26 protein-coding genes and 2 pseudogenes are annotated in these 26,999 nt (G+C 63.1%); 10 read left to right on the top strand and 18 right to left on the bottom strand.

What is annotated here, in order from left to right; all coding sequences use genetic code 11:
- Nucleotides 1-94: 94 nt before the first annotated feature.
- Nucleotides 95-313 (bottom strand): annotated as a pseudogene (locus KH616_RS06035) (hypothetical protein); the annotation flags it as partial.
- A gap of 170 nt (nt 314-483) precedes the next feature.
- Between KH616_RS06035 and KH616_RS06030 the strand changes: the two are divergent.
- Nucleotides 484-813, top strand: coding sequence for a four-helix bundle copper-binding protein (locus KH616_RS06030; RefSeq protein ID WP_009688002.1), 330 nt, complete (start codon nt 484-486; stop codon nt 811-813).
- A gap of 377 nt (nt 814-1,190) precedes the next feature.
- On the opposite strand, the gene KH616_RS06025 is transcribed toward KH616_RS06030, so the two are convergent.
- The 8 genes from KH616_RS06025 to KH616_RS05990 form a co-directional block, all read right to left on the bottom strand.
- Nucleotides 1,191-1,523 carry a DUF4148 domain-containing protein gene (locus KH616_RS06025; RefSeq protein ID WP_080512418.1) on the bottom strand — a complete coding sequence of 111 codons (333 nt, stop codon included), beginning with the start codon at nt 1,521-1,523 and terminating at the stop codon, nt 1,191-1,193.
- Nucleotides 1,524-1,779: 256 nt separating this feature from the next.
- The gene (locus KH616_RS06020; protein ID WP_009688003.1) at nt 1,780-2,721 is read right to left on the bottom strand and encodes a CopD family protein; all 942 of its coding nucleotides are present in this window, start codon (nt 2,719-2,721) and stop codon (nt 1,780-1,782) included.
- Nucleotides 2,721-3,095, bottom strand: coding sequence for a copper homeostasis periplasmic binding protein CopC (gene copC, locus KH616_RS06015; protein WP_009688004.1), 375 nt, complete (start codon nt 3,093-3,095; stop codon nt 2,721-2,723). Before copC ends, KH616_RS06020 begins: the two co-directional genes overlap by 1 nt.
- A 61-nt stretch (nt 3,096-3,156) precedes the next feature.
- The gene (locus KH616_RS06010) at nt 3,157-3,504 is read right to left on the bottom strand and encodes a copper-binding protein (RefSeq protein WP_009688005.1); all 348 of its coding nucleotides are present in this window, start codon (nt 3,502-3,504) and stop codon (nt 3,157-3,159) included.
- A 65-nt stretch (nt 3,505-3,569) separates the two neighbouring features.
- The gene (locus KH616_RS06005) at nt 3,570-4,865 is read right to left on the bottom strand and encodes a copper oxidase (protein ID WP_012211080.1); all 1,296 of its coding nucleotides are present in this window, start codon (nt 4,863-4,865) and stop codon (nt 3,570-3,572) included.
- 1 nt (nt 4,866) lies between these two features.
- Nucleotides 4,867-6,363: a TolC family protein gene (locus KH616_RS06000; RefSeq protein WP_012211081.1), complete on the bottom strand. Its 1,497-nt coding sequence runs from the start codon at nt 6,361-6,363 to the stop codon at nt 4,867-4,869.
- The gene (locus KH616_RS05995; protein ID WP_009693501.1) at nt 6,360-6,677 is read right to left on the bottom strand and encodes a hypothetical protein; all 318 of its coding nucleotides are present in this window, start codon (nt 6,675-6,677) and stop codon (nt 6,360-6,362) included. The genes KH616_RS06000 and KH616_RS05995 overlap by 4 nt, the downstream gene beginning before the upstream one ends.
- An 87-nt stretch (nt 6,678-6,764) precedes the next feature.
- Nucleotides 6,765-7,298, bottom strand: coding sequence for a hypothetical protein (locus tag KH616_RS05990; protein WP_226146172.1), 534 nt, complete (start codon nt 7,296-7,298; stop codon nt 6,765-6,767).
- Nucleotides 7,299-7,456: 158 nt separating this feature from the next.
- Here KH616_RS05990 and KH616_RS05985 point away from each other — a divergent pair, with 158 nt between their 5' ends.
- The 3 genes from KH616_RS05985 to KH616_RS05975 all read left to right on the top strand — a co-directional run bounded on the left by KH616_RS05985 (nt 7,457) and on the right by KH616_RS05975 (nt 10,066).
- Nucleotides 7,457-8,128 carry a heavy metal response regulator transcription factor gene (locus KH616_RS05985; RefSeq protein ID WP_012211083.1) on the top strand — a complete coding sequence of 224 codons (672 nt, stop codon included), beginning with the start codon at nt 7,457-7,459 and terminating at the stop codon, nt 8,126-8,128.
- The gene (locus KH616_RS05980; protein ID WP_009693503.1) at nt 8,125-9,519 is read left to right on the top strand and encodes a heavy metal sensor histidine kinase; all 1,395 of its coding nucleotides are present in this window, start codon (nt 8,125-8,127) and stop codon (nt 9,517-9,519) included. Before KH616_RS05985 ends, KH616_RS05980 begins: the two co-directional genes overlap by 4 nt.
- Before the next feature lie 151 nt (nt 9,520-9,670).
- Nucleotides 9,671-10,066: a DUF305 domain-containing protein gene (locus KH616_RS05975; RefSeq protein WP_012211084.1), complete on the top strand. Its 396-nt coding sequence runs from the start codon at nt 9,671-9,673 to the stop codon at nt 10,064-10,066.
- A gap of 89 nt (nt 10,067-10,155) precedes the next feature.
- Here the strand turns inward: KH616_RS05975 and arsN2 are convergent, their stop codons facing one another.
- The 9 genes from arsN2 to KH616_RS05930 form a co-directional block, all read right to left on the bottom strand.
- Nucleotides 10,156-10,584, bottom strand: coding sequence for an arsenic resistance N-acetyltransferase ArsN2 (gene arsN2 / locus KH616_RS05970; protein WP_009693505.1), 429 nt, complete (start codon nt 10,582-10,584; stop codon nt 10,156-10,158).
- A 21-nt stretch (nt 10,585-10,605) separates the two neighbouring features.
- Nucleotides 10,606-11,343, bottom strand: a complete 738-nt coding sequence (gene arsH, locus KH616_RS05965; RefSeq protein WP_012211085.1) for an arsenical resistance protein ArsH — start codon at nt 11,341-11,343, stop codon at nt 10,606-10,608.
- Nucleotides 11,321-11,743 carry an arsenate reductase (glutaredoxin) gene (gene arsC / locus KH616_RS05960; RefSeq protein WP_009693508.1) on the bottom strand — a complete coding sequence of 141 codons (423 nt, stop codon included), beginning with the start codon at nt 11,741-11,743 and terminating at the stop codon, nt 11,321-11,323. Before arsC ends, arsH begins: the two co-directional genes overlap by 23 nt.
- Entirely contained in the window at nt 11,740-12,972 is a 1,233-nt protein-coding gene (locus KH616_RS05955) for an MFS transporter (RefSeq protein ID WP_009693509.1), read from the bottom strand. Before KH616_RS05955 ends, arsC begins: the two co-directional genes overlap by 4 nt.
- Nucleotide 12,973: 1 nt before the next feature.
- Entirely contained in the window at nt 12,974-14,047 is a 1,074-nt protein-coding gene (gene arsB, locus KH616_RS05950; RefSeq protein ID WP_012210993.1) for an ACR3 family arsenite efflux transporter, read from the bottom strand.
- A 63-nt stretch (nt 14,048-14,110) separates the two neighbouring features.
- Nucleotides 14,111-14,605: an arsenate reductase ArsC gene (locus KH616_RS05945; RefSeq protein WP_012210994.1), complete on the bottom strand. Its 495-nt coding sequence runs from the start codon at nt 14,603-14,605 to the stop codon at nt 14,111-14,113.
- A gap of 17 nt (nt 14,606-14,622) precedes the next feature.
- Nucleotides 14,623-15,117: an arsenate reductase ArsC gene (locus KH616_RS05940; protein ID WP_009693514.1), complete on the bottom strand. Its 495-nt coding sequence runs from the start codon at nt 15,115-15,117 to the stop codon at nt 14,623-14,625.
- Nucleotides 15,118-15,126: 9 nt separating this feature from the next.
- Entirely contained in the window at nt 15,127-15,606 is a 480-nt protein-coding gene (locus KH616_RS05935; RefSeq protein ID WP_009693515.1) for an ArsI/CadI family heavy metal resistance metalloenzyme, read from the bottom strand.
- Nucleotides 15,603-15,938 carry a metalloregulator ArsR/SmtB family transcription factor gene (locus tag KH616_RS05930; protein ID WP_009693516.1) on the bottom strand — a complete coding sequence of 112 codons (336 nt, stop codon included), beginning with the start codon at nt 15,936-15,938 and terminating at the stop codon, nt 15,603-15,605. Before KH616_RS05930 ends, KH616_RS05935 begins: the two co-directional genes overlap by 4 nt.
- A gap of 599 nt (nt 15,939-16,537) precedes the next feature.
- On the opposite strand from KH616_RS05930, the gene KH616_RS05925 reads away from it, so the two are divergent.
- The 6 genes and pseudogenes from KH616_RS05925 to irlR all read left to right on the top strand — a co-directional run bounded on the left by KH616_RS05925 (nt 16,538) and on the right by irlR (nt 26,996).
- On the top strand, nt 16,538-19,123 hold the full coding sequence (locus tag KH616_RS05925; protein WP_012210995.1) for a heavy metal translocating P-type ATPase: 2,586 nt from the start codon (nt 16,538-16,540) through the stop codon (nt 19,121-19,123).
- A gap of 153 nt (nt 19,124-19,276) precedes the next feature.
- Nucleotides 19,277-19,953: pseudogene (locus KH616_RS05920) on the top strand (NAD(P)H-dependent oxidoreductase).
- A 210-nt stretch (nt 19,954-20,163) separates the two neighbouring features.
- Entirely contained in the window at nt 20,164-21,471 is a 1,308-nt protein-coding gene (locus tag KH616_RS05915; RefSeq protein ID WP_292237995.1) for a TolC family protein, read from the top strand.
- Nucleotides 21,472-21,496: 25 nt separating this feature from the next.
- Nucleotides 21,497-22,972 carry an efflux RND transporter periplasmic adaptor subunit gene (locus KH616_RS05910; RefSeq protein WP_292237994.1) on the top strand — a complete coding sequence of 492 codons (1,476 nt, stop codon included), beginning with the start codon at nt 21,497-21,499 and terminating at the stop codon, nt 22,970-22,972.
- Between the two features lie 128 nt (nt 22,973-23,100).
- A complete protein-coding gene (locus KH616_RS05905) occupies nt 23,101-26,313 on the top strand; it encodes a CusA/CzcA family heavy metal efflux RND transporter (RefSeq protein WP_012210997.1) in 3,213 nt (1,070 codons plus the stop codon).
- Nucleotides 26,313-26,996, top strand: coding sequence for a heavy metal response regulator transcription factor IrlR (gene irlR, locus KH616_RS05900; RefSeq protein ID WP_012464978.1), 684 nt, complete (start codon nt 26,313-26,315; stop codon nt 26,994-26,996). The genes KH616_RS05905 and irlR overlap by 1 nt, the downstream gene beginning before the upstream one ends.
- Nucleotides 26,997-26,999: the final 3 nt, after the last annotated feature.

Genomic DNA, 26,999 nt, shown 5'->3' with positions numbered 1-26,999 from the left:
TCGTGATCACCGTCGCTATAATCCATTGACCGCGCAACACCACCTTCCAGACTGATCACGTTCGCCGAAACGATTGATCACCATCGCCGAAATCCGCAGTCACTTTGCAGAACACGCTCTTGGCCTTGGCTTTATCGACGGACGAGGACTTCATCAAATCGCAGCCCGGCATATCGCCGGACATGCTGGCATCCGCGCCCATGGACATGGTTTGCTGCATCGGACATTCACCGGTCAAGCCACTGGCTGCCAGCCCGCTGATGGGCAGCACCGCGCAGAGCAGCGACAGGATGAAGGTCCGGAGCAATTTCATAGCCAGCATTATAGTCCGCCGATGCCGGTGATTACATCGGAATTGTACTGACGTTTCAACGCTGAAACGTCCCCGCCACTGGAGCCGCGTGGGGCTAATCCGGAATGTGGGTACAACGCTTGCGCGACGAGTCGGGCCCGATCCGGGCAGTCCACGATAGGAGAGTCAAAATGGCACATCAACAATACCAGACATGCATCTCGGCCTGCGACGCTTGCGCGACCGCTTGCGATCATTGCGCGGCCGCGTGTCTTGAAGAGACCCAAGTCGGCCAGCTTATTGACTGCATCAAACTCGACCTGGATTGCGCCACGCTGTGCCGCCTCGCTTCCGCAGCGATGGCGCGAGGCAGCAAGCAAGTCAAGGCAGTTTGCTCGAGTTGCGCGACTTTGTGCGACGCGTGCGCAACCGAATGCGAGAAACATCAACATGCGCATTGCAAAGAATGCGCACAAGTTTGTCGACGCTGCGCTCAGGAATGCCGGACGATGGCTCAGTAGACGGTCAGCTCCGTGCCACGCCCGGCGTCGGTGATATCGCGCACGCAAGAGGCGTGGCACACGTTGCCGTCAGCGCGGCGGGCAATTCGCCGAACGCACGTGCAGATTTTGACACGGATAGGACTTCGGTAATCGGGTCGTTGCGGAACGGGAGTCCGGCATCCGCGTCTTCCCATCCGTATTGCCCGTCGCGCTCGCACATCCATCAAGAGCCAGGACCGTAGTAATCGCCGTCACATAAATCCATATGCCGGGTATCGGTCTCATCGCGTGAACTCCTCTATCTGGTCTGGCGAGCCTACGTTCCACATGGAATATGGCCGGAGTCGTGTACGTTCAGGCTGAGCAACGCCTGGCTTTCCGCAACGGTGCGTGCCTCAATGCTGTGCGGCCCACTTCGGCTCACTTAACTGATGGAGTTCCTTGTTGCGCGCGATAGTCGCTTCGCTGGGCGGATAGTCATGCTTGCTCGTTGGCAGCAAACCATCGTGATAAGCCTGAATAAGTTCCTGTTGAACCTGCTCTCGGGTCTTGCCGCGCGATACCGTGTTTTCAATTTGCGCCGTTGCCGGTGCAGCAACGCTTTCGTTCGATACCACGCTGCCGTTTCGCGTAACGTCGGGATAACCGTGCCCGCTATCAGCGAATGCAGACGCGGACGTGGCGGCACAGGCGACCACTATGAGGGCGGCGACGATTTGAAGTTTCATGTTTTCTCTCCATTGCGAGGCATGGAACCGCACATGCGACTCCATTGAAAGTCATTGTGGAGAGCAGCCACTGATCGAGCCGTGACATGAATATGATCTTTTGGTCACGCGTCCTTCATCTGGAATCGTCGACCAAACGCAATGCGGAATGAAAAAAGAGCCCGGCTGGAGGGCCGGGCTGCAAAGAGATGGCCCGCTCACGCGCAACTCGCACATGAGTGACAGACCACCTGCGTGGACGGAGGGACCGACGAATTTATGTGGTTCCCGGCAACGGGCTCGATACGAGCACGGCCGCTACCATCAAGACACCAAGCAAAATCAGTGACTCGACGTGAAGCACCGTACTGAATCGTCGAAGCGGCACGGTCGGGACTTCTTGAGCAGGGTTCTTCAGCGTCGACATTAGCGTCGGCATTTCAAAGAAGCGATTGTGTCCGCCCAGCGCGGCGGCGACCAGCACGAGCACGAACTTCAGCAGTAGGATCTGTCCATACGTCGATGTCCACAAATTCGCCGGCGTACTGACGCCTCGCCAGCCGTTGTATGCGCCAGTGCTGAACAAAATCACCAACGCGTACGTCGAGGTGTCGGACAGCGATTGCACGAATGATGCACTGGTCTGCCGTTCGCTTCCAGGGGCATCGAGCAGCCGCGGCATGACGACGTAGGTCGTCACGAGAACGAGCCCGACCCACGCGCTGATGGCTAGCAAATGCAACCAATCGACCCACACCGGAAGGCTGAAGAGTCCGGAATCGACTGGATGTCCGCCATTGCTGCGTGCCAATGCTACGGCGGCCAAAGCAAGCCAGATTCCGGTCGGGAAACTCCCATCGCTACCCGATCGCAGCAATGCCAGCACGACCACGCAAACCATGAAAACTGCAGCGACCAGCCACGCGTGTCCAAAGCCGGTTCCCACGAGCATCGACCACACCGCGGGCCCGGCCTCAAGCAACGTTGACTCACTCATCAGCGCGCAATGTGCCCAGAACGACAACACGCTCGCGAGCAGAGCAAGCGTGGACGCCATCCGGACTGTCAGGACGAGCCGTCGGCCCACGTCGGCTTGCCACGTGGAGTCACCGCGCGCGAGCCATTGACTGCTGAGCAACGCGCCTACGATGACGGCGAAGCCAACGTTCTGGATCGCTACGGCGATCAGACGCAGGATGCCCAGGAACCCGTCGTTCATTACTTCACCTTGAACGTGTACGTACCCTTGGTCTTGTGCGCGTCCGAAGTCATGACGGCCCACTGAACCGTATACGCTCCCGACGCGAGCTTCGGTACGACGAGCGTCATGACGCGCGGATTCGACGCATCGATCTTCGCCTTTTCTTTCGTCACCGGCGCACCCGTAGCATCGGCGATTTTCACCGAGCTGAAGGTCGACTCGAGGTCTTCATTGAAGGTCAGGCGCAATGCGTCCGGCGCGACGTCGACGGTACTGCCCGACGCCGGCGTTGCGCTTTCCAGTTTGCCGTGTGCGAGCGCGGCGATGGGCGCGAACGCAACAGCACTAGCGACGGCGAGGCCGGCAAAATGTCTGAGGGTCAAAATCTTCATATTGTTGCTCGTCTCGAAGAATGAGACAGGGACCGCGGCTGCGCGTCCCCGTCGATTGTCGTCACTGCTTCTGCAGCTTGACGACCGTCAGTGCGCCGTTGACTTCCTCGGCGACGAAATCGATCTTGTCGCCGACCTTCACCTGCGACAGCATCGCCGGATCCTTGGCCTTGAACACCATCGTCATCGCTTCCATGCCAAGGTTTTCGAGGGGACCGTGCTTGATGGTCAGCTTGCCTGCAGTCGTGTCGACTTTCTTGATCTCGCCGTGCGACATGCTGCTCTTCGCGTCGGTACTTTGCTTTGTGCCACCGCTCATGTCCATGTTGCCCATGTCGCCTGCCGCGTACGTCGACGCAGAGAACGCCAGGGCGCAGCCTATTGCAATCGAGAACAGTGCTTTCTTCATCGTGCTTCTCCAGAGTTGAGGTGATGAAACCGACGGTCGGGCGTGCCCCGACCTTGTTGTGTAAATCAACTGTCCGGCAGTTCACCGGTGTATTCGTATGCGACGGTGCCTTTGGGATGCTTGAACCAGCCCGGGTCGCGATAGTCGTTCCGCCCGAGCCCTTGCCGGACCTTGGCGACTGTGAACATGCCGCCCATCTCCAACGGCCCGAATGGGCCCGTACCGGTCATCATCGGCAGTGTGTTGTCGGGTAGCGGCATCTCCATCTCGCCCATTGCGCCACCGGTGCTGCCCATGGCCATGTAGTCGGGAACGAGCTTGTTGATGCGTTTGGCCAAGTCCTTCTGCGGCACGCCGATCATGTTCGGAACGCTATGGCCCATTGCGTTCATCGTGTGGTGCGACTTGTGGCAATGGAACGCCCAGTCGCCAGGACGATCGGCGGTGAACTCGATTGCGCGCATCTGGCCGACGGCGACGTCGGCCGTCACCTCCGGCCAACGAGCGGCCGGCGGGATCCAGCCGCCGTCCGTACCCGCCACTTCGAAGTGGTAGCCATGCAGGTGAATCGGGTGATTCGTCATCGTCAGATTGCCGAACCGGATGCGCACGCGGTCGCCGGCCCGAATTGGCAACGGATCGATGCCAGGGAATACGCGTGAGTTGAACGTCCACATGTTGAAGTCGGTCATCTCGTTCACACGCGGCGTGAAGCTGCCCGGGTCGATATCATAGGCGGACAGCAGGAACACGAAATCGCGGTCGACCGGCATCACGCTGCGGTCCTTCGGGTGCACGATAAACATGCCCATCATGCCCATCGCCATCTGAACCATCTCGTCCGCGTGCGGGTGATACATGAACGTGCCATGCTTCTCGAGCTGAAACTCGTAGACGAACGTCTTGCCGGGCGGGATGTGCGGCTGCGTCAAGCCGCCGACGCCGTCCATGCCGTTCGGTAGCAGCATCCCGTGCCAGTGGATCGTGGTGTGCTCCGGCAGCTTGTTGGTGACGAAGATGCGGACCTTGTCGCCTTCGACGGCCTCGATCGTCGGGCCAGGCGACTGACCGTTATAACCCCACAGATTGGCCTTCATCCCGGGAGCCATTTCGCGCACGACGGGCTCGGCTGTCAGGTGAAACTCCTTCCAGCCGTTCTTCATGCGCCACGGCAGCGTCCAGCCGTTCAACGTCGCGACCGGTGTGTATGGCCGACCGTTGGGTGGCACGAGCGGCGGCTGCATCGTCGCCTTTGCCATGGTCGGTGCTTCCGGCAACGAAGCCGCGCCGGCCTTGCTGACCATCGCGGCGCCGAGGATTGCGGCCCCCGAGCCGCTGAGAAATTGTCGACGGGACACCATGTTATTTACCTTCCGAATGCGTTTCATGCGCCGGTTGCGCGGTCGAGGCAGGCTCCGGCCGGGCTGCCGGTCTCGGGGCGGACTGCGGTGCGGAATTCGGCCCCGGAGGCGTCTGCTCGGTTTGCTCGGCCCCAGCCCTCGGTAAACGTCCGCCCAGCGCTTGCTGGAGATCCGTTTCGGCGAGCCAGTAGTCCTTCAGCGCGTCGATGTAGCTGTTCACCGCGCCGACTTGCTCGCGCGAGTCGGCGAGCAGTTCGAAGACACTGGCGAGCATGCCGTTGTAGCGGAGCAGAAGTTCGTCAGAAATCGTCTTGCGAATCGGCACAACCTCGTCGCGATAGTGTTTCGCGACGTCGTAGCTGTTCACGTACGCGGAATACGCCTCGCGGACCTCCGATCGTGCATCAATCGCCGTTTGGGCAAGGCGGTTCGCCGACTGCATGTAGATGGCTTCCGCGCGGGCGACCTTGGCGCTGCCGAAATCGAAAATGGGAATCTCGATACTGATTTCGTAGCCGTGCTCGTGACCCTTGTCGGTTTCGTAGTTGTTTTGGTAACCAACATCGATTGCGTTGATGAACCGCGTTGCCTTGCTGAGGCCCAACGACGATGCGACGCCTTGCGTCTGCAGCTTCGCTGCCTGGATGTCGAGCCGGTTCTGCATCGCAAACCGCTCAAGATCTTTCAGTTCCGGGCGGTCCTTTGGCAAGTCCGGTAAACGCTCAGGCAAGGTGTACTGCGTACCAGTGCCCCATACGCCCATCGTGCGCGTGAGTTTCTCCCTGGCCGATACGGCTTGCTGCCGGGCCTTGGCGGCCTGGGCGACCGAGTCCGCGTAGAAGGCTTGCTCTCGCGCATAATCGAGTTTGCTGAAGTTTCCGGCCTGCCGCATGCGTGAAGCGAGTTCGGCGCCTGCGTCGGCCGAATCTTTTACCTGTTCCGCGTACTTGGCAGCCTGCTCCGCGGCCACCGCGTTGACGTACGCCCGCCGCGCCTCGGCGGCGAGCTTCAGCATCGTATCGGCAGTCTCGAGCTTCGTCTGTTCGAAGCGTCGGCCCTCGATGTGGGCAGCGAAAGGCAGCGTCAGAATACTGAGTACGTTCGCGGAGAATGTGCGGCCGATGCTCAGGTCGCCGTTGCCCGCTCGCGTGCGGCTGAAGGTGAAGCCTGGATTCGGCAGTCGCCCGGCCTGGACCAAATCGGCTTCCGACAGCCCCAATTCCGCATACGAGGCCTGCAGTCCTCGGTTGTTCAGCAGGGCGACCTGTACGGCATCGTCCATCGACAGCGGCTTGGCGAGCAATTCCTGCGTTCGCTTCGCCACTGCATCCCGATCGGCATCGGTTTTGACGATAACCGCGTCCTTACCGAGCCGCTCCGTAGCCGTCGACGACACCGTACCGAATCCACCGTCCTTCGAGAAGGTGGTGCAGCCAGCCAGAAACACCATGATGGAAACGCCCGCACCCATGCGCGTTGAAACGAGTCGCTTCATCATTTGGCGGGCTCCCCATGCTGCGAATGATTCGACTGATGGTCGCCAGCGGGCTTGTTCATGGCGCCGCCGTGGCCCATTGCGCCGCCGTGCGTCATGCCGCCCTTGGCCGGCTTCTCCTGGACCGCTTGATTGAGTTGTTGCCAGGTCGGGTTGTCGGCGTCGTTGTAGGGGCGATAGCCGTTGAAGGCCGACGGCGCCGAAATCGCCGGGACCGAGGCCGCGGCATCCGTCGGGTCGGGAATCGTTGTGGTGGCGTGCACGAGCGTCGGCAATGAAGCCGCCGCGCCGAGCAGCGCCGCAGAAATCAGTCGCATAAATTTTCTCGTCGTGAATCATCTGACGGGTCCACGCAAGACCGTCAGTACGAATGGCACATCGCGGGCATTACCCGCGGTGGAGAATCAGACGAGGGTGTGGCGAGGAGGTCGCTCGATGCCGTCGGTCAGGAAAGACACGACACCGGCAGAAGGCGGAATCGAGGTGGTGACGCGTGTTACGTCCGACGATACGACGACGGAGGGAACCGCGGGTAATCCCGTGCCGAAGCAGCAGGCTGCGCATGTCGAACATGAATGCGCGTGATGACCGCCGCCGTGGTGATAAGTGTGATGGTCGTCGGCCGCGAGCGCCGCTCCATGCATGTCGCGATGATGCCCGGACATGGACTGCCCGGCATGCACGATCGGCGTTTCGCTGGCTTCGGCATGCGAAGCGACGCAATTCATCGAGATAGCCGCGAACGACTGAACCGGCAGGCTCAGTGCCAACAGCACGACGACGAAGAGTTTGCGCCAATATGACATGGGTGCGGAGTCTAGCACGAGCAGTTCGAAACGATAACATCGAGAACGTGTCCGGGTGTAACCACAAGCGGTATAGCCGGTATTTAGCTTAACGGCCGATGCGTGACGACGGCGTGGTCGAAAGATGACCATTTTTTCATCCAGCGGCGGTGGACGGCTCTCGCTGTTCCGGCGCTCGGAGATTCATGAAAAAATTGTCATCCGGCCGTCATTTTTTGCGCGCTTTCGCGGCCGTATGCTGAGCGCAGCGCTCCCCGCGTCGAACCCGTTGACAGTCCTACTGCACTCCCATGCGGATACTGATAGTCGAAGACGAACCGAAAATGGCGTCATATCTCCGAAAGGGACTGACGGAAGCGAGCTATACCGTCGATGTTGCCGAGAACGGCAAAATCGGATTGTTTCTCGCGCTGCATGAAAATTTTGACCTCGTCGTGCTCGACGTCATGCTCCCGGAGCTGGACGGGTTCGAGGTGCTGAAGCGCCTCCGCGCGGAAAAGCAGACACCCGTGCTGATGCTGACCGCCCGCGAAGCAATCGAGGACAAGGTCGCTGGGCTTGAACTTGGTGCAGACGACTATCTACACAAACCGTTCGCCTACGCGGAATTTCTCGCACGCATCCGTTCGTTGCTACGGCGCGCACCGCGGAGCATTCGGGACATTCTGCTCGTTGCGGACATGGAGATTGACCTCCTCAAGCGGCGAGTGCGTCGCGGCGACAATCGCATCGACCTGACCGCACAGGAGTTCGCATTGTTGCAACTCCTGGCTGAACGAGAGGGCGAGGTTTTGACGCGTACTTTCATTACCTCGCAGATCTGGGATATGAATTTCGATAGCGATACGAACGTGGTCGATGCCGCGATCAAGCGCCTGCGCGCCAAAGTCGACAACGCGTACGATAAGAAACTGATCCATACCATCCGGGGCATGGGATACGTGCTCGAGGACCGTTCATGACGGGGAAGGCGGCACCTTACTCACTGCTCACTCGGTTGACCGTCGCCTTCGCTGTCGTCGCAGGACTAGCGTTTGCGCTGACTGGAGCTTACCTGTATCGGTCCCTGTCGATTGAACTGCAGCGCCGCGACGACATCGAAATCGGTGGCAAGCTGAGCCAGTTTCTGCAGTTGGCTCACGCCAGCGGTTCGGTACAGGCCATTCGTGCAACGCCTGCGGTATTTCACGAGGTACTGCTCTCGCATCCCGGTGTGTATCTTGGGATCTACGACGGGCAAAACAATTCGCTGATCGAGCACACGGCCGCGCCGGGCGTGACGTTGAAGTCGATCGCCTCGAGCGACCGTCCGCCTCGTATTCCATACACGTGCGATCCGACGGGAATCGGGCCATCACGCTGTGTTTTCGCGCGCGACAGGCTGCCGTCAGGCGAAGATGTACGGATCGCCCTTGTACGGACCGCGACCGACCGGCAGTCGCTTCTGAAAAGCTATCGCGTCGACATCTGGCTGGCGGTCGCCGTCGGCGCGATATTGCTCGGTGGCTTGGGCTATGCGATCGCACGTCGAGGCCTTCGTCCAGTGGAAAGTCTGGGCCGCCAGACGTCAATTATCGAAGCGCACAATTTGAGCGAGCGACTCGACATTCGCGGCGGTCCGATGGAGCTCCGCGAACTCGCGTCGTCGGTCAATCGAATGCTGGATCGACTTGAACGTGCGTTTGTGCGCCTTTCTCAGTTCTCCTCCGACCTCGCCCACGATATGCGCACCCCGCTTGCCAACGTGATCAGCTCGTCGCAGGTCACGTTGTCGCGACCGAGAACGAGCGACGAATATGAGGCGTTGATCGATTCGAACATCGAAGAATGCGAACGTCTGCAACGGATGATCGAGAACATGCTGTTCCTTGCACGTACAGAGAATGCACACCTGCACCTGAAGGTATCGGACCTTGATACTGAGATGGAACTGCAACGACTGGCGTCCTATTATCAGAGCATTGCGGACGAAAAGGGGGTCAATTTTGTCGTCGTCGGCGACGCGCATGTGGTCGCGGATGCAACGCTTTTTCGACGAGCGGTGAGCAACCTCATATCCAACGCTTTGGACCATGCGTTCGCAGGCACGGCAATCAAACTCGCCTCGTCTCGCTCGCTGCAATACGTCGTCGTTGAAGTGACCAACCACGGACGGCCTATCGCGCCGGAACATCTTGATCGAATCTTTGAGCGCTTCTACCGTGTCGACGCGTCACGTCATGGATCCTCGAAGAATGCCGGGCTGGGACTCGCGATCGTGAAATCGATCATGGAACTGCACCGGGGACAAGTCCAGGTTTCGAGTAACGACGTCAGTACGACGTTCCACTTGCAATTCCCGCGGGAACGATGAGGATTCTCCTCGAAGGGGTACTAGTGCGCGGCACAGGAGCGTGGATTGCGCCGTCATGAAGCCTCGAATCAGTGTCGAAAGTGGAAAAAGTTCGACCAGCAAAAATTGTTCGTTTCCCGAAAGCATAATTTTTATGCATCAGGAGGTAAATATGCAAACGCGAATTTCCATCCCGTGGTTCGTCATCAACGTAATTGCAACGCTCGGCCTGATGATCGGTACAACGAGTGCTCAGCAAGCCACGTCCATGCCAGACATGAATATGGGGCAGTCGACTAAAGCTAATTCGGCGTCTGTACAAGCCTTCAAGGGTGCAGACCAGAGGATGATGCGAAGGATGCAAGGACAGACCTACACCGGCGACGCTGACAAAGATTTTGTTTCCCACATGATTCCGCACCATCAAGGCGCAATCGATATGGCGGCAGCCGAACTGAAGTACGGCAAGGATCCTGAGATGAGAAGGCTTGCCCGAAGCATCGTCAAAGCACAAAAGGAAGAAATTACGAAGATGAAGCGCTGGCAAGCGAAATACGGCAGCCAATAATCTTTGACCGGGGGCGACCACCGGTAAATCGCATCGAAGGCAAGCAGATCCCCCTTGTCGGACCGATCCCTTGGTGCTCCCGTCAATGGCTACAGAACTCGCAACATCGAGACGGCCGATCCCGGACATACGCCTTGGAATTGGCTCGACGCCAACACCAAGGGCATTACGTCGCCACGCGCAACGCGCACGAACCCTAGACGGGTGAAATAGTGCTCCGCGGTCGTGGTGAGCAGCACAAGCGACCGAACTTGTAGCGCATGACACTCGGCGACGAGCCGCGACACGATACGTTGCCCCGGACCAGAATCGCGTGCACGTTCAGCTACCGCAATAGAGCGCACAAGTGCGGCGTCACCATAGTGCTCAAGGCCACCGCATCCGCACATCATTGAACCTTCCGTCGCGACTACGAAGTTCCGCAAGTGGTCGCTGACGCCAACGACGGGAAGGCCACATTGACGCAGCAGCGTTTCGATCGACGCTAGGTCGTCGACAGTGGCGGGGCGGATCTCCATCCTTACTCCTTGGACCGGATTCTAGATACTTCGCTGGTTCACGCGCTTCGACAGTTCCTCGGCGCTTTCCTTTCGCTCGCTGTACCGGTCGACCAGATACGGGCCGATATCTCGGGTCAGCAGAGTGAACTTGACCAGCTCTTCCATGACATCGACAACACGATCGTAGTAGGGCGATGGTTTCATCCGACCCGCTTCGTCGAATTCCGCGAACGCCTTGGCCACCGACGACTGGTTCGGGATGGTCAGCATGCGCATCCAGCGTCCGAGCACGCGCATCTGGTTCACGGCGTTGAACGACTGCGAACCGCCGCTGACTTGCATCACCGCAAGCGTCTTGCCCTGCGTCGGCCGGACTGCGCCGACCGACAACGGAATCCAGTCGATCTGCGATTTCATGATCCCCGTCATCGCGCCGTGTCGTTCCGGCGAGCACCACACCATGCCTTCCGACCATATCACCAGCTCGCGCAGCTCGACCACCTTCGGATGGCTTTCCGGCGCATCATCGGGCAGCGGCAAGCCGCTCGGATTGAACACACGGACTTCGGCCCCCATCGCCGTGAGCAAATGCTCGGCTTCCTCGACCAGCAGACGGCTGAACGAACGCTCGCGCAGCGAGCCGTACAGAAGCAGGAGTCGAGGCGGATGCGTCGACGGTGTCGCCGGCCGCAATTGAGCGGCGTCCGGCACGCGGAACAGCGTGGCGTCGAGCTGCGGCATGTCGTTCAATTGCTCAGACACGCTTGCCCTCCGCATCGATCACGACTTCGCCATCTTCCTTGGTGAAAGGCCCCGTCTGCGGGTTCGGCAGGATATCCAGCACGGCTTCGGACGGCCGGCATAGCTTCGTGCCGATCGGCGTAACCACGATCGGCCGGTTCATCAGGATCGGATGCTGCCCGATGAAGTCGAGCAGTTGCTCATCGGTCCACTTCGGATCGCCCAGACCGAGTTCCGCATAAGGCGTGCCTTTCTCCCGCAGTAACTCGCGTACGGTCAGGCCGGCATCGGCCAGCAGCTTGACCAGCGTTTCCCGCGACGGGGGCGTCCTGAGATACTCGATGACGACAGGCTCCTCGCCGCTGTTGCGGATCAGGGCCAGCGCGTTGCGCGACGTGCCGCAATCCGGGTTGTGATAGATCGTGATGTTGCTCATGTCGAGATTCCTTGCTTCGATAGAGGGACAGCGTGATGGCGCAAATGCAAGATCGCGTAGCGGAACAGGATCGCACCTGTCGCGCCGATGCCGGCCAGGGCCAATAGCGTGCCGGGATAGCCGTTCCCGGCGACATACAGGAGTGATGCAACGAACGGACCGGCGGCGATGGCAATCTGCACGGGCGTCGCCATCGCCCCGCTGATCGCGCCATAGGCGGTTCGCCCGTACAGTTCCGCAGGCAATGCACCGCGGACAATCGTCATGACGCCGTTGCCGATGCCATACAGCGCCGCGAAAACAACGTACACGGGCAGCCACGTCCCGGACGCAAAGAGCAGGACCAGCGAAAGCGGCAGCAACGCCATCGCGGCCATGCCGACCTGGCGCGTGCTCGCGCGTTTGCCGATCGTCGTTTCCAGCACGCGGCCGAGAACCTGCATCGGCCCAACCAGCGCCCCCACCCATGCCGCGTTCGCGGCGGAAATGCCATGCGCCTGCAAGACCGCGATCATGTGCAGCGACATCGCGGCGAACACCAGCGCATTGAGCGTGACCGCCGCGGTCACCAGATAGAAGGCCGGGTCGCGCAGGACAGCGCCAAGGTTAGCGGCCGGCTGTTCCGTTTGCGTTGGCGTCACGCCATGCGGTGCGTGTGAACGACTTGGCAGCGCGACATGCACGGGCACGCAGATCGCCAGATTCGCGCCGGCATAGAGCTGCCATGTGTCGCGCCATCCGACGTGCTGCAACAGCGTTTGCGTCAGCGGCCAGAACACCGTGCTGGCGAAACCGCCGAACAAGGTCAGGTGCGTGATCGCGCGGCGGTAGTCGTTACCGAATATCTGCGTGATGACGGTGAACGCAGGCTGGTAGAGAGTTGCGCTCATCGCAACGCCGATGCCGGCCCACACGAGATACAGCCCGACCACGTTATTCACCCGTGACAAGCAGACAAGCATCAGCGCCGCCAGCAACGATCCGCCCGCCATCAGGGCGCGCCCGCCGACGCGGTCGATGATGCTGCCGGCCGACGTGGACAACAGCCCCGAGATCAGCAGCGCCACCGAATAGGCGCCGACGACGACTGGCTTCGACAGACCCAGCTCGTCCTGCATCGGTTGCATCAGGACGCCGTACGCGTAAAACATGGAACCCCAGCCGACGATCTGCGTCAGCCCGAGCGACGGCGTCAGCCATGCGTGCGGGCGGGGTGCATGCGTGGACATGTCAGGTCCGGCACTCGTACCAGCCCTTCGACTGGTTGACGATGCGCACCACCAACAGCATGACCGGCACCTCGATCAGCACGCCGACGACGGTAGCCAGTGCCGCGCCGGAATGGAAACCGAACAGGCTGATCGCGGCCGCGACGGCAAGCTCGAAGAAGTTGGATGCGCCGATCAGCGCCGACGGGCACGCGATGTTGTGCTTCTCGCCTACGGCGCGGTTGAGCCAGTACGCGAGCGCCGAGTTGAAGAACACTTGAATCAGGATCGGCACCGCGAGCAGCGCGATCACCAGAGGCTGCTTCAGGATCGCTTCGCCCTGGAACGCGAACAGCAGCACAAGCGTGGCCAGCAGCGCCGCGATCGACCAAGGGCCGATCCTCGCCATCGCGGCATCGAATGCAGCCTGACCATTCGCGAGCAGCCGCTTACGCAGGATCTGCGCAATGATCACCGGGATAACGATGTAGAGCACGACGGACGTAAGCAACGTCGCCCACGGCACCGTGATTGCGGACATGCCGAGCAGCAGGCCGACCAGTGGCGCGAAGGCGATCACCATGATGCTGTCGTTCAGCGCGACCTGCGACAACGTGAACAGCGGATCGCCGCCCGTCAGTCGACTCCACACGAACACCATCGCCGTACACGGTGCTGCGGCCAACAGGATCAGGCCGGCGATGTAGCTGTCGAGCTGGTCCGTCGGCAGCATCGGCGCGAACAGATGGCGGATGAACAACCAACCGAGAAACGCCATCGAAAATGGCTTGACGAGCCAGTTGACGACGAGCGTGACGCCGATGCCTTTGACGTGCTGACGCACTTCATGCAGCGCGCCAAAGTCGACCTTGACCAGCATCGGGATGATCATCACCCAAATCAGCAGCCCGACCGGGAGATTGATCTGGGCATATTCCATCCGCCCGATCTGCTGGAACAGGCCGGGCAGCACCTGGCCGAGCGTGATGCCGGCGACGATGCACAGCGCCACCCAGACGGTGAGGTAGCGTTCGAAGAAATTGATGGAAGGCTTTGCGACGGCCTTGCCCGGCGGGGCGACATTGGACGTGTTCATGGATAGGGTTCAGTCTTGAAGTCGTCGGCGGCCGCGCGGTTCAGCGGACCGCCATGCGAATGGTCAGTTTTGCGAGATCTCGGTCAACGCCGTCTGGAGTTCGGCATTGCTCATGCGATCAAGCGGCAGCGCCAACAACTGCAGCATGCGATAGCCGATCGCCTGGCGCGTGAGTTCGAAGGCGAGTCGCTTGCCTTCGTCGCCGCCCAACGCGTTCGACGGATCGGCGTAGCCCCAATGCACTTTGACGGGGCTGCCGGGCCAGTACGGGCACGTCTCGGCGGCCGCGCTGTCGCACACCGTAATGACGACGCGCATCTCCGGCGCACCATCGCCGACGAACTCGTCCCAGCTCTTGCTGCGGTAGCCGCTCACGTCGACGCCAGCGGTCGTCAGCGCTTCCAGCGCGAACGGATTGAGGCGACCGCTCGGCGCACTGCCGGCGCTGTATGCGCGGACGTCCTTGCCGAGCTTCGCGGCCCAATGATTGAGCATCCCTTCGGACAGCACGCTGCGCGCCGAGTTGTGGGTGCAGAGGATCAGTACGTTCGTGGTCATGGGTTGACGATCCAAAGTTACTTTTGCCCGATCTCGGTCAGGGACTTTTGCAGTGCGACGTTGTCGAGTTTGGCGAGCGGCAATGACAGCAGCAGGTCGATACGACGCTTCAACGTCAGCGCGGCGTCGTGCATGGCCTGCTGTTTCTGTTCGTCGGAGCCCTCGACGTCGGCCGGGTCAGGCACACCCCAATGTGCGGTGATCGGTTGACCGGGCCAGATCGGGCACACCTCGCCGGTGGCCTTGTCGCACACGGTGAAGACGAAATCGAGCGCCGGTGCGCCGGGTGCCGCGAATTCGTCCCAGCTCTTGCTCCGGTAGCCTTCGGTCGGCAATTGCCAACGCGCCAGCTCGCGCAGCGCGAACGGATTCACCTCGCCTTTCGGATGACTGCCCGCCGAGTACGCCACGAAGCGGCCCTCGCCAAGGCGGTTCATCAGTCCCTCGGACAGGATCGATCGGGCGGAATTGCCGGTACAGATGAACAGCACGTTGTAGGGCTTGTCGCTCATGGTTGGACCTCAGCAGCAGGACGATTTCACCGGCACGCCGATCGGCTTGCCGCGTGCAGGGGAACAGCAAGCAGAAGCGTCGGCATTCGATTCAGCCGCCGACGCGTTACGGGATTCGCCGAAGGTGGGGACGTCGCCGAGCGTCTGGTACGTTTCCCATGCGATGCCTTGCGGGTCGACCGTCCAGTACTTGTCGGAGCGGGCGTAGCAGCACGCCGTACCGATTTGCTCGTCGACCGGCAGCGCGGCGCCGTTCAAGCGCGTATGCATCTCCGCCAGCTCGGCATCGTTTTCGACCTGCACGCCAAGATGATCTAGACCGGGCGCCGCGCCGCGCTGCGAGATCGCGAAGTCGACGCGAGGATCGTCGAGCATCCATTTCGCGTAGTCGCTCTTGACGACGGTCGGCTCAGCGGCGAACAGCGCCGAATAGAAACGGATGCTGTCAACGAGATCCGGCACGCTGATGTGCACATGGAAGCGCTTCATGAGTGTTGCTCCTTGACCGGGGAACACGCGCCCGCAGGCGAGCAGGGATTGCCGCCGCAGCAGTTCTCCGTGAGGTAAGCCAACAGGCCGTTCATCGTGGCGAAGTTCGCGCAGTAGAAGACGAAGCGGCCTTCCTGGCGGCTGGTGACGAGTTGTGCATGCGCCAGTTCCTTCAGATGAAAGGAAAGCGACGACGGCGGCACGTCCAGCAGCGTGGCGATCTGCCCGGCCGGCATGCCCTCCGGCCCCGCTTGCACGAGTGCACGAAAGACGGCGAGCCGGGATTCGTGGGCGAGTGCCGCGAGGGCGGCAATGGTTTGGTTTGTTTCCATGTTTCAATAGTAGTCGAAATATCGAAAGCAGGAAAGAAATCGGTCGATATTTCGGCCCTGCATTGGAATGCCTGGATTTGATAGTGTCGAACCGCGGCCCCTTGTCGGGCGCAAACTCGAGCGATGCGGGCACCTACGGCAAAAATTAGAGCGCTCCGATGTTGGCGAGCGGCAAACTGTTCGTAGTGGAAGTGCATACCAAAACAACGACTTACCATCGTGTAACAGTTAGTAGAGGGTCCGCCGGGATTCGTGAATATGCGAACCTTCGCATAAGTGCTTATCCCGGCCGACCTTCAACCTGTCAGCGAGGGATTAGACGAGACGCGGGGGGCGCCATAACCCGTTCGGGTCACGGACCGGAAGAGACTGGACGTAATGGAAGTTGGCGAATTTCACGTCCTGACCCGCGCGACGTCGGCCCCTATCTGATTGATTGGTATCCTGATCTCAGCTCGGAGCATCTGCTTCGGGCAGCGCAGCCGGCGCTATTTGCCGGCGATTGGAACGGACTGATAGACTCTCTTGCTGATGGAGCACCCTGGTGGCCGGTGAACCTTCCGGGCCGGCTGGCCATTTGTATGAAAATGGAGCCGTTCATGAGCGACATCCAGAAGCTGCGGCTGGATCTGCCGTTGGTTCTGCCGGACATATATGGCGCCGAAGACCGCTGCGTGAGCCGCCTGCAAGACAAGCTGGCGGACAGGCCTGGCATTGAAGGGGCTCATATCACTGGCGCGGCTGAAGGAGAGCCGCAGTTGTGTGTGCACTACGACCCCGCCGTGATCTCACTAAGCAGGCTGCGTGAGCTGATTCGGTCTGAAGGGCTCGCTGTGGCGGGCCGCTTCGCGCACATTGTGGGACGAGTGAATGCGCCGATGCATGTGCGTGCCACCAGGCGTGTTGCTGAGCAGCTGCGCTCACTCGGTGGGATCATTGAGGCCGACGTATCGCCAAGCGGCGTTGTCCGCATCGAATACGACCGTTCCCTCACTGACGAGTCCGATCTCACGCAGCGCCTGACCTTACTCGATATCTCTGTGAATTGGGCAACGCCGGCTGTTCAGCCGACCACGGCGGTCCGCTCTTGCAAGGCATCCGCAGATTCCGGCACGGCAGGGCATAAGGCGGCTGCCAATGACCACCGTGCGCTGCAGCGAGCCAACCACACTTGCGGGAAAGACGAGGGCGGCGAGCACAGCCATCGACACGGCGGGTTGTTCGGCGAAAAGACCGAGCTGATCTTTGCTTGCTTGTCCGGAGTCTTCCTGATGGCTGGATGGCTCGTGGGGCGACGCGGCACCGGTCTTGAATGGCTGTCCACCCACTGCTACGTGGTTTCGTACTTCTTCGGCGGCTACTACACCATCCAAGAAGCCATCGAGAACCTGCGTGCCAAGCGTTTCGAGATCGACACGCTCATGCTCGTAGCGGCTGCGGGTGCCGCGGCTCTGGGCTCCTGGGGAGAAGGCGCTTTGTTGCTGTTCCTCTTCAGCCTTGGGCATTCGCTCGAGCACTACGCCATGGGTAGGGCCCGGCGTGCCATCGAGGCCTTAACCAAGCTTGCACCTGACACGGCCACGGTGCGGCGCGATTCCGGGACGGAGGTTGTGCCACTGGAGAAGCTGGAAGTAGGCGACGTCGTCGTCGTGAAGCCCAACGAGCGGCTGCCTGCGGACGGTGTTGTGGTCGTTGGCACTTCCAGCGTCAATCAGGCACCGGTCACGGGCGAGAGTGTTCCAGTCGACAAGCGCCCCGTCGAGGATGGCCGAATCACAATCGGGCGCTTCGAGGGCGTAGCGGCTGAGAGCCGCGTCTTCGCCGGCACGATCAACGGCGCGGGCGCCATGGATATCATGGTCGCCCGAAAGGCCGATCAGTCGACGATGGCGCGCGTCATCAAGATGGTCACTGAGGCGGAGGCCCAGCGCTCGCCGACACAGCAGTTCACCGAGAAGTTCGAGCGCATCTTCGTGCCATCAGTGCTGGTGTTGGTCGGTCTGCTGCTGTGCGCTGGTGTTGTTATCGATGAGCCATTCTCCCACACCTTCTACAGGGCGATGGCCGTGTTGGTGGCTGCCAGCCCCTGCGCGCTCGCAATCTCAGTGCCCAGTGCAGTTCTCAGCGGCGTAGCGCGCGCCGCGCGGAGCGGTGTGCTGGTCAAGGGTGGTGGGCCTTTGGAGAACCTGGGCACGCTAACCTCAATTGCCTTTGACAAGACCGGCACGCTGACCGAGGGGAAGCCGAAGCTCACCGAGGTGGTCCCAGCTCAAGGCGTGCCTGAGCACGAACTGCTGGCAGTGGCGCTGGCGGTGGAAGAACACAGCGACCACCCGCTCGCCGCGGCGATTGTCAACGGGGCGAAGGAACGGCTGCGAGACAAGACCGATCTGCCGCAGGCTGTGGATGTCAAAAGCATCACCGGGCGCGGTGTCCGGGCTCAGTTAGGGGGCGAGACTGTCCACATCGGCAAGCCGATTCTGTTCAGGGAGCTGTCTGATTCAACCGTCCCTGATGACATCGACGAGGCCAACAAGAAACTCATCGCCGACGGACATACGACGATGATCATCCGCAAGGGAGCGCGCTTCCTGGGCGTGATCGGCGTCATGGACACGCCGCGCCCCGTCGCTGGCCGAGTCATGGGCGAACTCAGGAAACTCGGCATCGAGCGGCTAATTATGATTTCCGGCGACAGCCAGAAGGTGGCCGAGGCCGTTGCGCAAACCGTTGGCCTGACCGAGGCCCAAGGAGACCTTATGCCCGAGCAGAAGGTCGAGGAGATCAAGAAACTGCGCACCGAGCACGGCAAGGTGGCGATGGTGGGAGACGGCGTCAATGATGGACCCGCCATGGCTAACGCGACCGTGGGCATCGCGATGGGTGCCGCAGGCTCCGATGTTGCGTTGGAGACCGCCGACGTGGCACTGATGGCCGACGATCTGGCGCAATTGCCGTTCGCTGTGGGCCTGTCGAGAAGTACGAGCCGCGTCATCAAGCAGAACCTGTGGATGAGTCTTGGCGTCGTGGCGGTGCTGATTCCGGCAACCGTGCTAGGGCTGAACATCGGTACGGCGGTCATCTTCCATGAGGGGTCTACCTTGCTCGTGGTTGCCAACGCGCTGCGGTTGCTGGCCTACAAGCCTTTCGACAAGAGTGCCACGGCAGCTGAGCCTGCCACGTAACGTTAAAACAATGGGAGGGGGGACCGCCATGCCTTCCGAAGACAGTGAGCCAGGGTAGTTAATGCAGACCGCGGACGGTACCGGTGACCTGACCGACGATTGCCTACCCGCAGAGAGGTCCGTGCACCAAGGAAGGCGGCGGAGTCGTAACCGATGCGGAGGGCAAGCGCGTCTGAACAATTGGACGACCCGCCTCAGTTCGACACCACGCTGATCCTCGTGCCGGAAGGCGCGGCCGACGCCACCGTCGACCCATCCGCCCCGGCTCGTGCTTCTGCACGGCTCCCTGCATGAACGCTTGTTCAGCTGCTTGCCGGTCGAGGAAGCTGCGCCGCCGTTCACAGCGATTGGTGCCGGGTACGCGTGTTCAATCCAAGTGGGCGGCCTTCGTCCGATTTTGCACCCGAGAGCCACCCGAAGGTGGCCGGGTTGCGCGGGGTGGTGACGTGAGCGGAAGGCATAGTGTAGTGCTCGCCGGAACGGCACGGCGCAATGACCGGCATCATGAAATCACGGATCGACTGGATTCCTTCGTCGGTCGGCGCGGTGCGGCCGAAGCAGGGCAAGACGCTCGCGGTGATGCAGGTGGGCGGCGGATCTCAGTCGTTCAACGCTGTAAACCGGATGCGCATGCTCTGAGGCTGGATGCGCATGCTGATGATCCCGAACCAGTCGTCGTCGGCCAAGGCGTTCGCGGAATTCGACGAAGCAGGGCGGACGAAGCCGTCGGCCCATTACGATCGGCTCGTTGACGTTATGGAGGAGCCAGTCAAGTTCACTCTACCCGAGACGACGGCCCAAATCTGGTCGACCGATACAGCGAGCGCTAGGAAAGGGCCGAGGAACTGGCGCCGCGCGCGTACCAGAGAAAGATCTGATGATCGATGGGCAGCGAGACTTTCACACAACCTTTACCCCAGCCGTGGGTTTCCGAAGTGCTTTCTTGACTCTCCCAAGATGACGGAAACGTCATCACCGTGTCATGTTCGCGCTGCGGCGTGATCGTAGCATCGGTCACAAACCGTTACCGCAGGACCAACATGCTCAAACCCAACCTCGCCCTGGCCATCGTGTTCGCGATGGCCGCGACGGCTCATGCGCAGCCATCGCTGTCGCCGGGGCCGGCCCCGGGTGCCGCCGCCGCGCCGATCGGCGCACCGCCGTCCGATGCGCTTCCTGCGTCGTCGTTGACGTTGTCCGACGCGCTCGCGGTCGCGGCCCGGAACAATCCGGCGCTGCGCGGCGCACGCGCGGATGTCGATGCATCGGCCGGCGTGCTGATGCAGGCCGGCGCGCGGCCGAACCCCGAAGTGTCGTTCCTGCAGGAAGGCTTCAGTCGCGCCGAACGCACGTCCACCGCGCTGATCAACCAGACCATCGAGTTGGGCGGCAAGCGCCGCGCACGGCTCGACGTCGCGTCGTACGGCCGGGAGGCGGCCAGCGCGTCGCTCGACGAGCAGGGCGCCGCCGTGCGCGCCGACGTGATCGCCGCGTTCTACGGGCTGCTCGCCGCGCAGCGCCAGCTTCAGGTGACCGAAGAATCGGCCGCGATCGCCGCGCGTTCGTCGGATCTCGCGGGGCGTCGCGCGCAGGCCGGCAAGGTGTCGCCGGTCGAGGCGACCAAGGCGCAGGTCGCGGCGGCCGGCGTGCAGATCGAAGTCGTGACCGCGCGCGGCCGTGTCGAGGTCGCGCGCGAGAAACTGAACGCGGTGATGGGCGAGGCGCGCAACGACCGGCTTGCGGTGCTCGGCGACCTGGAAACCGTGCCGCCGGTCGAGCCGTTGTCCGCGCTGACCGCGCAACTCGACGATGCGCCGCTCGCGCGGGTCGCGCGCGCCGAGATGCTGCGCTCGAACGCGGCCATATCGCTCGAACGCGCGCGGCGCATTCCGGACGTGACGGTCAGCGCCGGCGTGAAGCGCGTGACCACCGGCGGCGTGCCGAACAACCAGGCGGTGGTCGGCGTGTCGATCCCGATTCCGCTGTTCAACACGAACAAGGGCGCGCTGCTCGAGGCGACGCACAAGGCCGAGCGCGCGAACGCCGATCTCGATCGCGAACGCACCCGCCTGCGGCTGGAGTTGACGCAGGCATACGCGAATTTCGAGGCGGCCGAGCAGGAAGCGCAGCGGCTGAAGTCCGACATCCTGCCGGCCGCGCGCCTCGCGCTCGACGCGATGTCGCGTGGCTACGAACTCGGGAAGTTCAGCTTCCTCGACGTGCTCGACGCGCAGCGCACGCTGTTCCAGGGCCAGTCGCAATACGTCCGTGCGCTCGCCGGCGCCCATGCGGCCCGCGCCGATATCGGCCGGCTCGTCGGCACGCCGCTCGCGGCCGTCGCGCAATAAGCGCGCCTCTTACTGGAGGATCATCATGTCACGCAGCAGAATCTTCGTTATTGCGGCGGCCGTGCTCGGCGGCGCAGGGATCGTGATTGGCGCGCTCGCCGTCACGCGGGGCGGCAGCGGCGCGTCGGCGCCGACCGCCGCCGAAACCGCGCAGCCGACCGACGCCGCCGGCGTCGGCGCGCGCGGCGGTGTCGTGCTCAAGCGCGGCAAGCTGTCGGTCGAGATCGTGATGACGGAAAAGCCCGGCGACGCGCGGCTCGTCGTCTATCCGTTCGTCGACGACAAGCCGGCGACCCAGGGCGTGACCGTGTCCGGCACGCTGGTGCGCTACGATCGCACGCACGAACCGTTGCGATTCGACGCGGCCGGCCAAAAGTTCGTGTCCGCGCAGTCGATTGCGAAGCCGCACGTGTTCGATGCGACGATCGACGTGAAGTCCGGCAACGACGCCGCGTCGTTCCCGTTCGCGCGCGCCGACGGTGCGATCGCGCTGACCGACGCACAACTGGCGACGTCGAGGATCGCGCTCGCGAAAGCCGGCCCCGCGCAGATCGCGACGCCGTTCCAGCTTCCCGGTGAAATCAAGTTCAACGAGGATCGCACCGCGCACGTCGTGCCGCGCGTGGCCGGCATCGTCGAGCAGGTGTCGGTGTCGCTCGGCCAGAACGTCGCGAAAGGGCAGGTGCTCGCCGTGATCGCGAGCACCGATCTGGCCGACCGCCGCAGCGAGCTGCTGACGGCCGAGCGCCGGCTGTCGGGTGCGCGCGCAACCTACGAACGCGAACGCACGCTGTGGCAGGAGCGTATTTCTGCCGAGCAGGATTACCAGCAGGCGCAGGTGCAGTTGCGCGAGGCCGAGATCGCCGTGCAGAACGCGCGGAAGAAGCTCGCCGCGCTGAATGCGCCGGTCGGCGCGGGCGCGCTGAACCGTTATGAACTGCGCGCGCCATTCGCGGGCACGATCGTCGAGAAGCATGCGACGCCCGGCGAGGCGATTGCCGCCGACGCGAGCATGTTCGTGATCTCTGACCTGTCGACCGTGTGGGCCGAGATGGCGGTGCCCGCGCAGCGGCTCAACGACGTGCGCGTCGGTCGCGATGCCACGGTGAGCGCGACCGCGTTTGAATCGCGTTCGAGCGGCCCGATCGCGTACGTGGGGTCGCTGCTCGGCGAGCAGACGCGCACCGCGCCGGCGCGCGTCGTGCTGCCGAACCCGGATCGCGTGTGGCGCCCGGGAATGTTCGTCAACGTGTCGGTCGACGCCGGCAGGCAGGGCGTGCCGCTCGCGGTCGCGAGCGACGCGTTGCAGGACGTCGACGGTGCGCCGTCGGTGTTCGTGCGCTCGCCGAAGGGCTTCGTCGCGCAGGCCGTCGAAACGGGGCGGCGCGACGAACGGGCGACCGAGGTGCTCAAGGGGCTCAAGCCCGGCCAGGAATACGCGGCGTCGAACAGCTTCGTGCTGAAGGCGGAGCTCGGCAAGGGGAGCGCGGAACATGAATGAGCAGCAATACGCGTGCGCCGTGGCGCGACTGGCGGCCCGCTATGCGGCCTGCTTTCCGGTCGGCCGGGTGACCGGCCGCGCGGCCCGTCCGGTGCGGCCGACCGTGCCCCGTTTCAAGGAATCCCGACATGTTTGAGCGCCTGATCCGCTTTGCAATTGCGCATCGCTGGCTGGTGATGCTGGCGATCGCGGCCGTGGCTGCGCTCGGCGTATTCAGCTACCAGCGGCTGCCGATCGACGCGGTGCCCGACATCACGAACGTGCAGGTGCAGATCAACACGTCCGCGCCCGGCTACTCGCCGCTGGAGGCCGAGCAGCGCATCACCTATCCGGTCGAGACCGTGATGGCCGGGCTGCCGGGGCTGGAGCAGACGCGCTCGATCTCGCGCTACGGGCTGTCGCAGGTCACCGTGATCTTCAAGGACGGCACCGACATCTACTTCGCGCGGCAGCTCGTCAACGAGCGCATCCAGGAAGCGAAGGACAAGCTGCCGGCCGGCATCGCGCCCGCGATGGGGCCGACGTCGACCGGCCTCGGCGAGATCTACCTGTGGACCGTCGAGGCCGACGCCAACGCGCGCAAGCCCGACGGCACGCGCTATACGGCGACCGACCTGCGCGAGCTGCAGGACTGGGTCGTGCGACCGCAACTGCGCAACGTGCGCGGCGTGACCGAGGTCAACTCGATCGGCGGCTACGTGAAGGAATACCGCGTCGCGCCGAATCCGGCGAAGCTGATGTCGTACGGGCTGACGCTTGCCGACGTCGTGCGCGCACTCGAGCGCAACAACGACAACGTCGGCGCCGGCTACATCGAAAAGCGCGGCGAGCAGTATCTGGTGCGCGTGCCGGGCCAGGCGCGCACCGTCGACGACATCGCGAACATCGTGCTGACCAACGTCGGCGGCGTGCCGGTGCGGATGAAGGACGTCGGCGTGGTCGACATCGGCCGCGAACTGCGCACCGGCGCCGCGACGTCGAACGGCGAGGAAGTCGTGCTCGGCACGGTCTTCATGCTGATGGGCGAGAACAGCCGGACGGTGTCGAAGGCCGTCGCCGCGAAGATGGAGGACGTGAACCGCACGCTGCCGGCCGGCGTGAAGGCGATTCCGGTGTACGACCGCACGGTGCTGGTCGAGAAGGCCGTCGCCACCGTGAAGAAGAACCTGCTCGAAGGCGCGGTGCTCGTGATCGCCGTGCTGTTCCTGTTCCTCGGCAACATCCGCGCGGCGCTGATCACCGCGCTCGTGATTCCGCTGTCGATGCTGATGACCTTCACCGGCATGGTCAACGCGAAGGTGAGCGCGAACCTGATGAGCCTCGGCGCGCTCGACTTCGGGATCATCGTCGACGGCGCGGTGGTGATCGTCGAGAACTGCGTGCGGCGGCTTGCGCATGCGCAGTCGGCAGCCGGCCGGCCGCTCACGCGCGACGAGCGCTTTGCCGAAGTGTTCGGCGCATCGCAGGAAGCGCGCCGCGCGCTGATCTTCGGGCAACTGATCATCATGGTCGTGTACCTGCCGATCTTTGCGCTGACCGGCGTCGAAGGCAAGATGTTCCATCCGATGGCGATCACCGTCGTGATGGCGCTCGCCGCCGCGATGGTGCTGACCGTCACGTTCATTCCCGCGGCCGTCGCGTTGTTCATCGGCGAGCGGGTCGAGGAGAAGGAGAACCGGTTGATGGGCTGGGCGCGGCGTGCGTACGAACCGGTGCTCGCCGCGTTCATGACGCGCCCGGCGCGCGTGATGATCGGGGCGGGCGCGATCGTGCTGGTCACGCTCGGGCTCGCGACGCGGCTCGGCAGCGAGTTCATTCCGAGCCTGAACGAGGGCGATCTGGCCGTGTCCGCGCTGCGGATTCCCGGCACGAGCCTGTCGCAATCGGTCGAGATGCAGAAGTCGATCGAGAAGACGCTGAAGGCGCGCTTTCCCGAGATCGAGCGCGTGTTCGCGCGCACCGGCACGGCCGAGATCGCGGCCGACCCGATGCCGCCGAACCTGTCGGACGGCTACATCATGCTGAAGCCCGCCGACACGTGGCCCGACCCGAAGAAGCCGCGTGACCAGCTCGTGCGCGAGATCGAGGAAGCGCTCGCCGAGCTGCCTGGCAACGCGTACGAGTTCTCGCAGCCGATCCAGCTGCGCTTCAACGAACTGATTTCGGGCGTGCGCAGCGATGTCGCCGTGAAGATCTTCGGCGACGACATGGCCGTGCTGAACCAGACCGGCGAGCAGATCGCGGCCGCGTTGCAGAAGGTGCCGGGCGCGTCGGAGGTCAAGGTCGAGCAGACCACGGGCCTGCCGGTGCTGACCGTCAACCTCGACCGCGACAAGCTCGCGCGCTACGGCGTGAGCGTGGCCGACCTGCAGGACTCGGTGGCCGCGGCCGTCGGCGGGCAGAAGGCCGGCACGCTGTTCCAGGGCGACCGCCGCTTCGACATCGTCGTGCGGCTGCCCGACGAACTGCGCTCCGACATCGAGGCGATCAAGCGGCTGCCGATCGCGCTGCCCGCGCCGGCCGCCGGCGCCAGCGCGCCGCTCGCGGCGGCGCCGTACGTGCCGCTCGCGGAGCTCGCGACGATCGACGTGGCGCCCGGCCCGAACCAGATCAGCCGCGAGGACGGCAAGCGGCGGGTGGTCGTCAGCGCGAACGTGCGCGGCCGCGACGTCGGCTCGTTCGTCGCCGATGCGCGCGAGCAGTTGCAGCAGGACGTGCGCGTGCCGGCCGGCTACTGGGTGTCGTGGGGCGGGCAGTTCGAGCAGTTGCAAAGTGCGAGCGAGCGCCTGAAGCTCGTCGTGCCGCTCGCGCTGTTCATGGTATTCGTGCTGCTGTTCGTGATGTTCAACAACGTGAAGGACGGGCTGCTGGTGTTTACCGGCATTCCGTTCGCGCTGAGCGGCGGCGTCGTGTCGCTGTGGCTGCGCGGGATTCCGCTGTCGATCACGGCGGCGGTCGGCTTCATTGCGCTGTCCGGCGTGGCCGTGCTCAACGGTCTCGTGATGATCTCGTTCATCCGCAACCTGCGCGACGAAGGCATGCCGCTCGACGCCGCGGTGCACGACGGCGCGCTCACGCGGCTGCGGCCCGTGCTGATGACCGCGCTGGTCGCGTCGCTCGGCTTCCTGCCGATGGCGTTCGCGACCGGCACCGGCGCCGAGGTGCAGCGCCCGCTCGCGACGGTCGTGATCGGCGGTATCCTGTCGTCCACGGCGCTGACGCTGCTGGTGCTGCCGGTGCTGTACCGGGTCAGCCATGCGGTGTCGTGGCGCGCGGCGTTGCGCGGCGGCTTCGGCGCGGGCGTGCTGCGCCGGCTGGGTTTTTTCAAGGGTAATGCGTGATGCGAATTCTGATTGTCGAGGATGAACCGAAGACGGGCGCGTATCTGCGCAAGGGCCTGACCGAGGCCGGCTACGTTGTCGACTGGGTCGAGGACGGCATCACGGGCCAGCACCAGGCCGAAACGGAGGAGTACGACCTGCTCGTGCTCGACGTGATGCTGCCCGGGCAGGACGGCTGGACGCTGCTGCAGAACCTGCGGCGCAGCAAATCGACGCCCGTGCTGTTCCTCACTGCCCGTGACGACGTCGGCGATCGCGTGAAGGGGCTCGAGCTCGGCGCGGACGACTATCTCGCGAAGCCGTTCGACTTCGTCGAGCTGACCGCGCGCATCAAGTCGATCCTGCGGCGCGGCCAGCCGCGCGATTCGAACACGCTGCGCGCGGCCGATCTCGAACTGGACCTGACCCGCCGCAAGGCCACGCGGCAGGGCGACACGATCCTGCTGACCGCGAAGGAGTTCGCGCTGCTGTGGCTGCTGATGCGCCGCGAAGGGGAGATCCTGCCGCGCGCGACGATCGCGTCGCAGGTATGGGACATGAACTTCAACAGCGACACGAACGTCGTCGATTCGGCGATCCGCCGGCTGCGCTCGAAGATCGACGACGCGTACGAACCGAAGCTGATCCACACGGTGCGCGGCATGGGCTACGTGCTCGAAGCACGCGGCGGCGCGGCCGCATGATCG

It is taken from the genome of Burkholderia sp. (assembly GCF_018375725.1).
Classification (GTDB): Bacteria; Pseudomonadota; Gammaproteobacteria; order Burkholderiales; family Burkholderiaceae; genus Burkholderia.
This window is presented reverse-complemented; position numbering and strand designations above follow the sequence as displayed.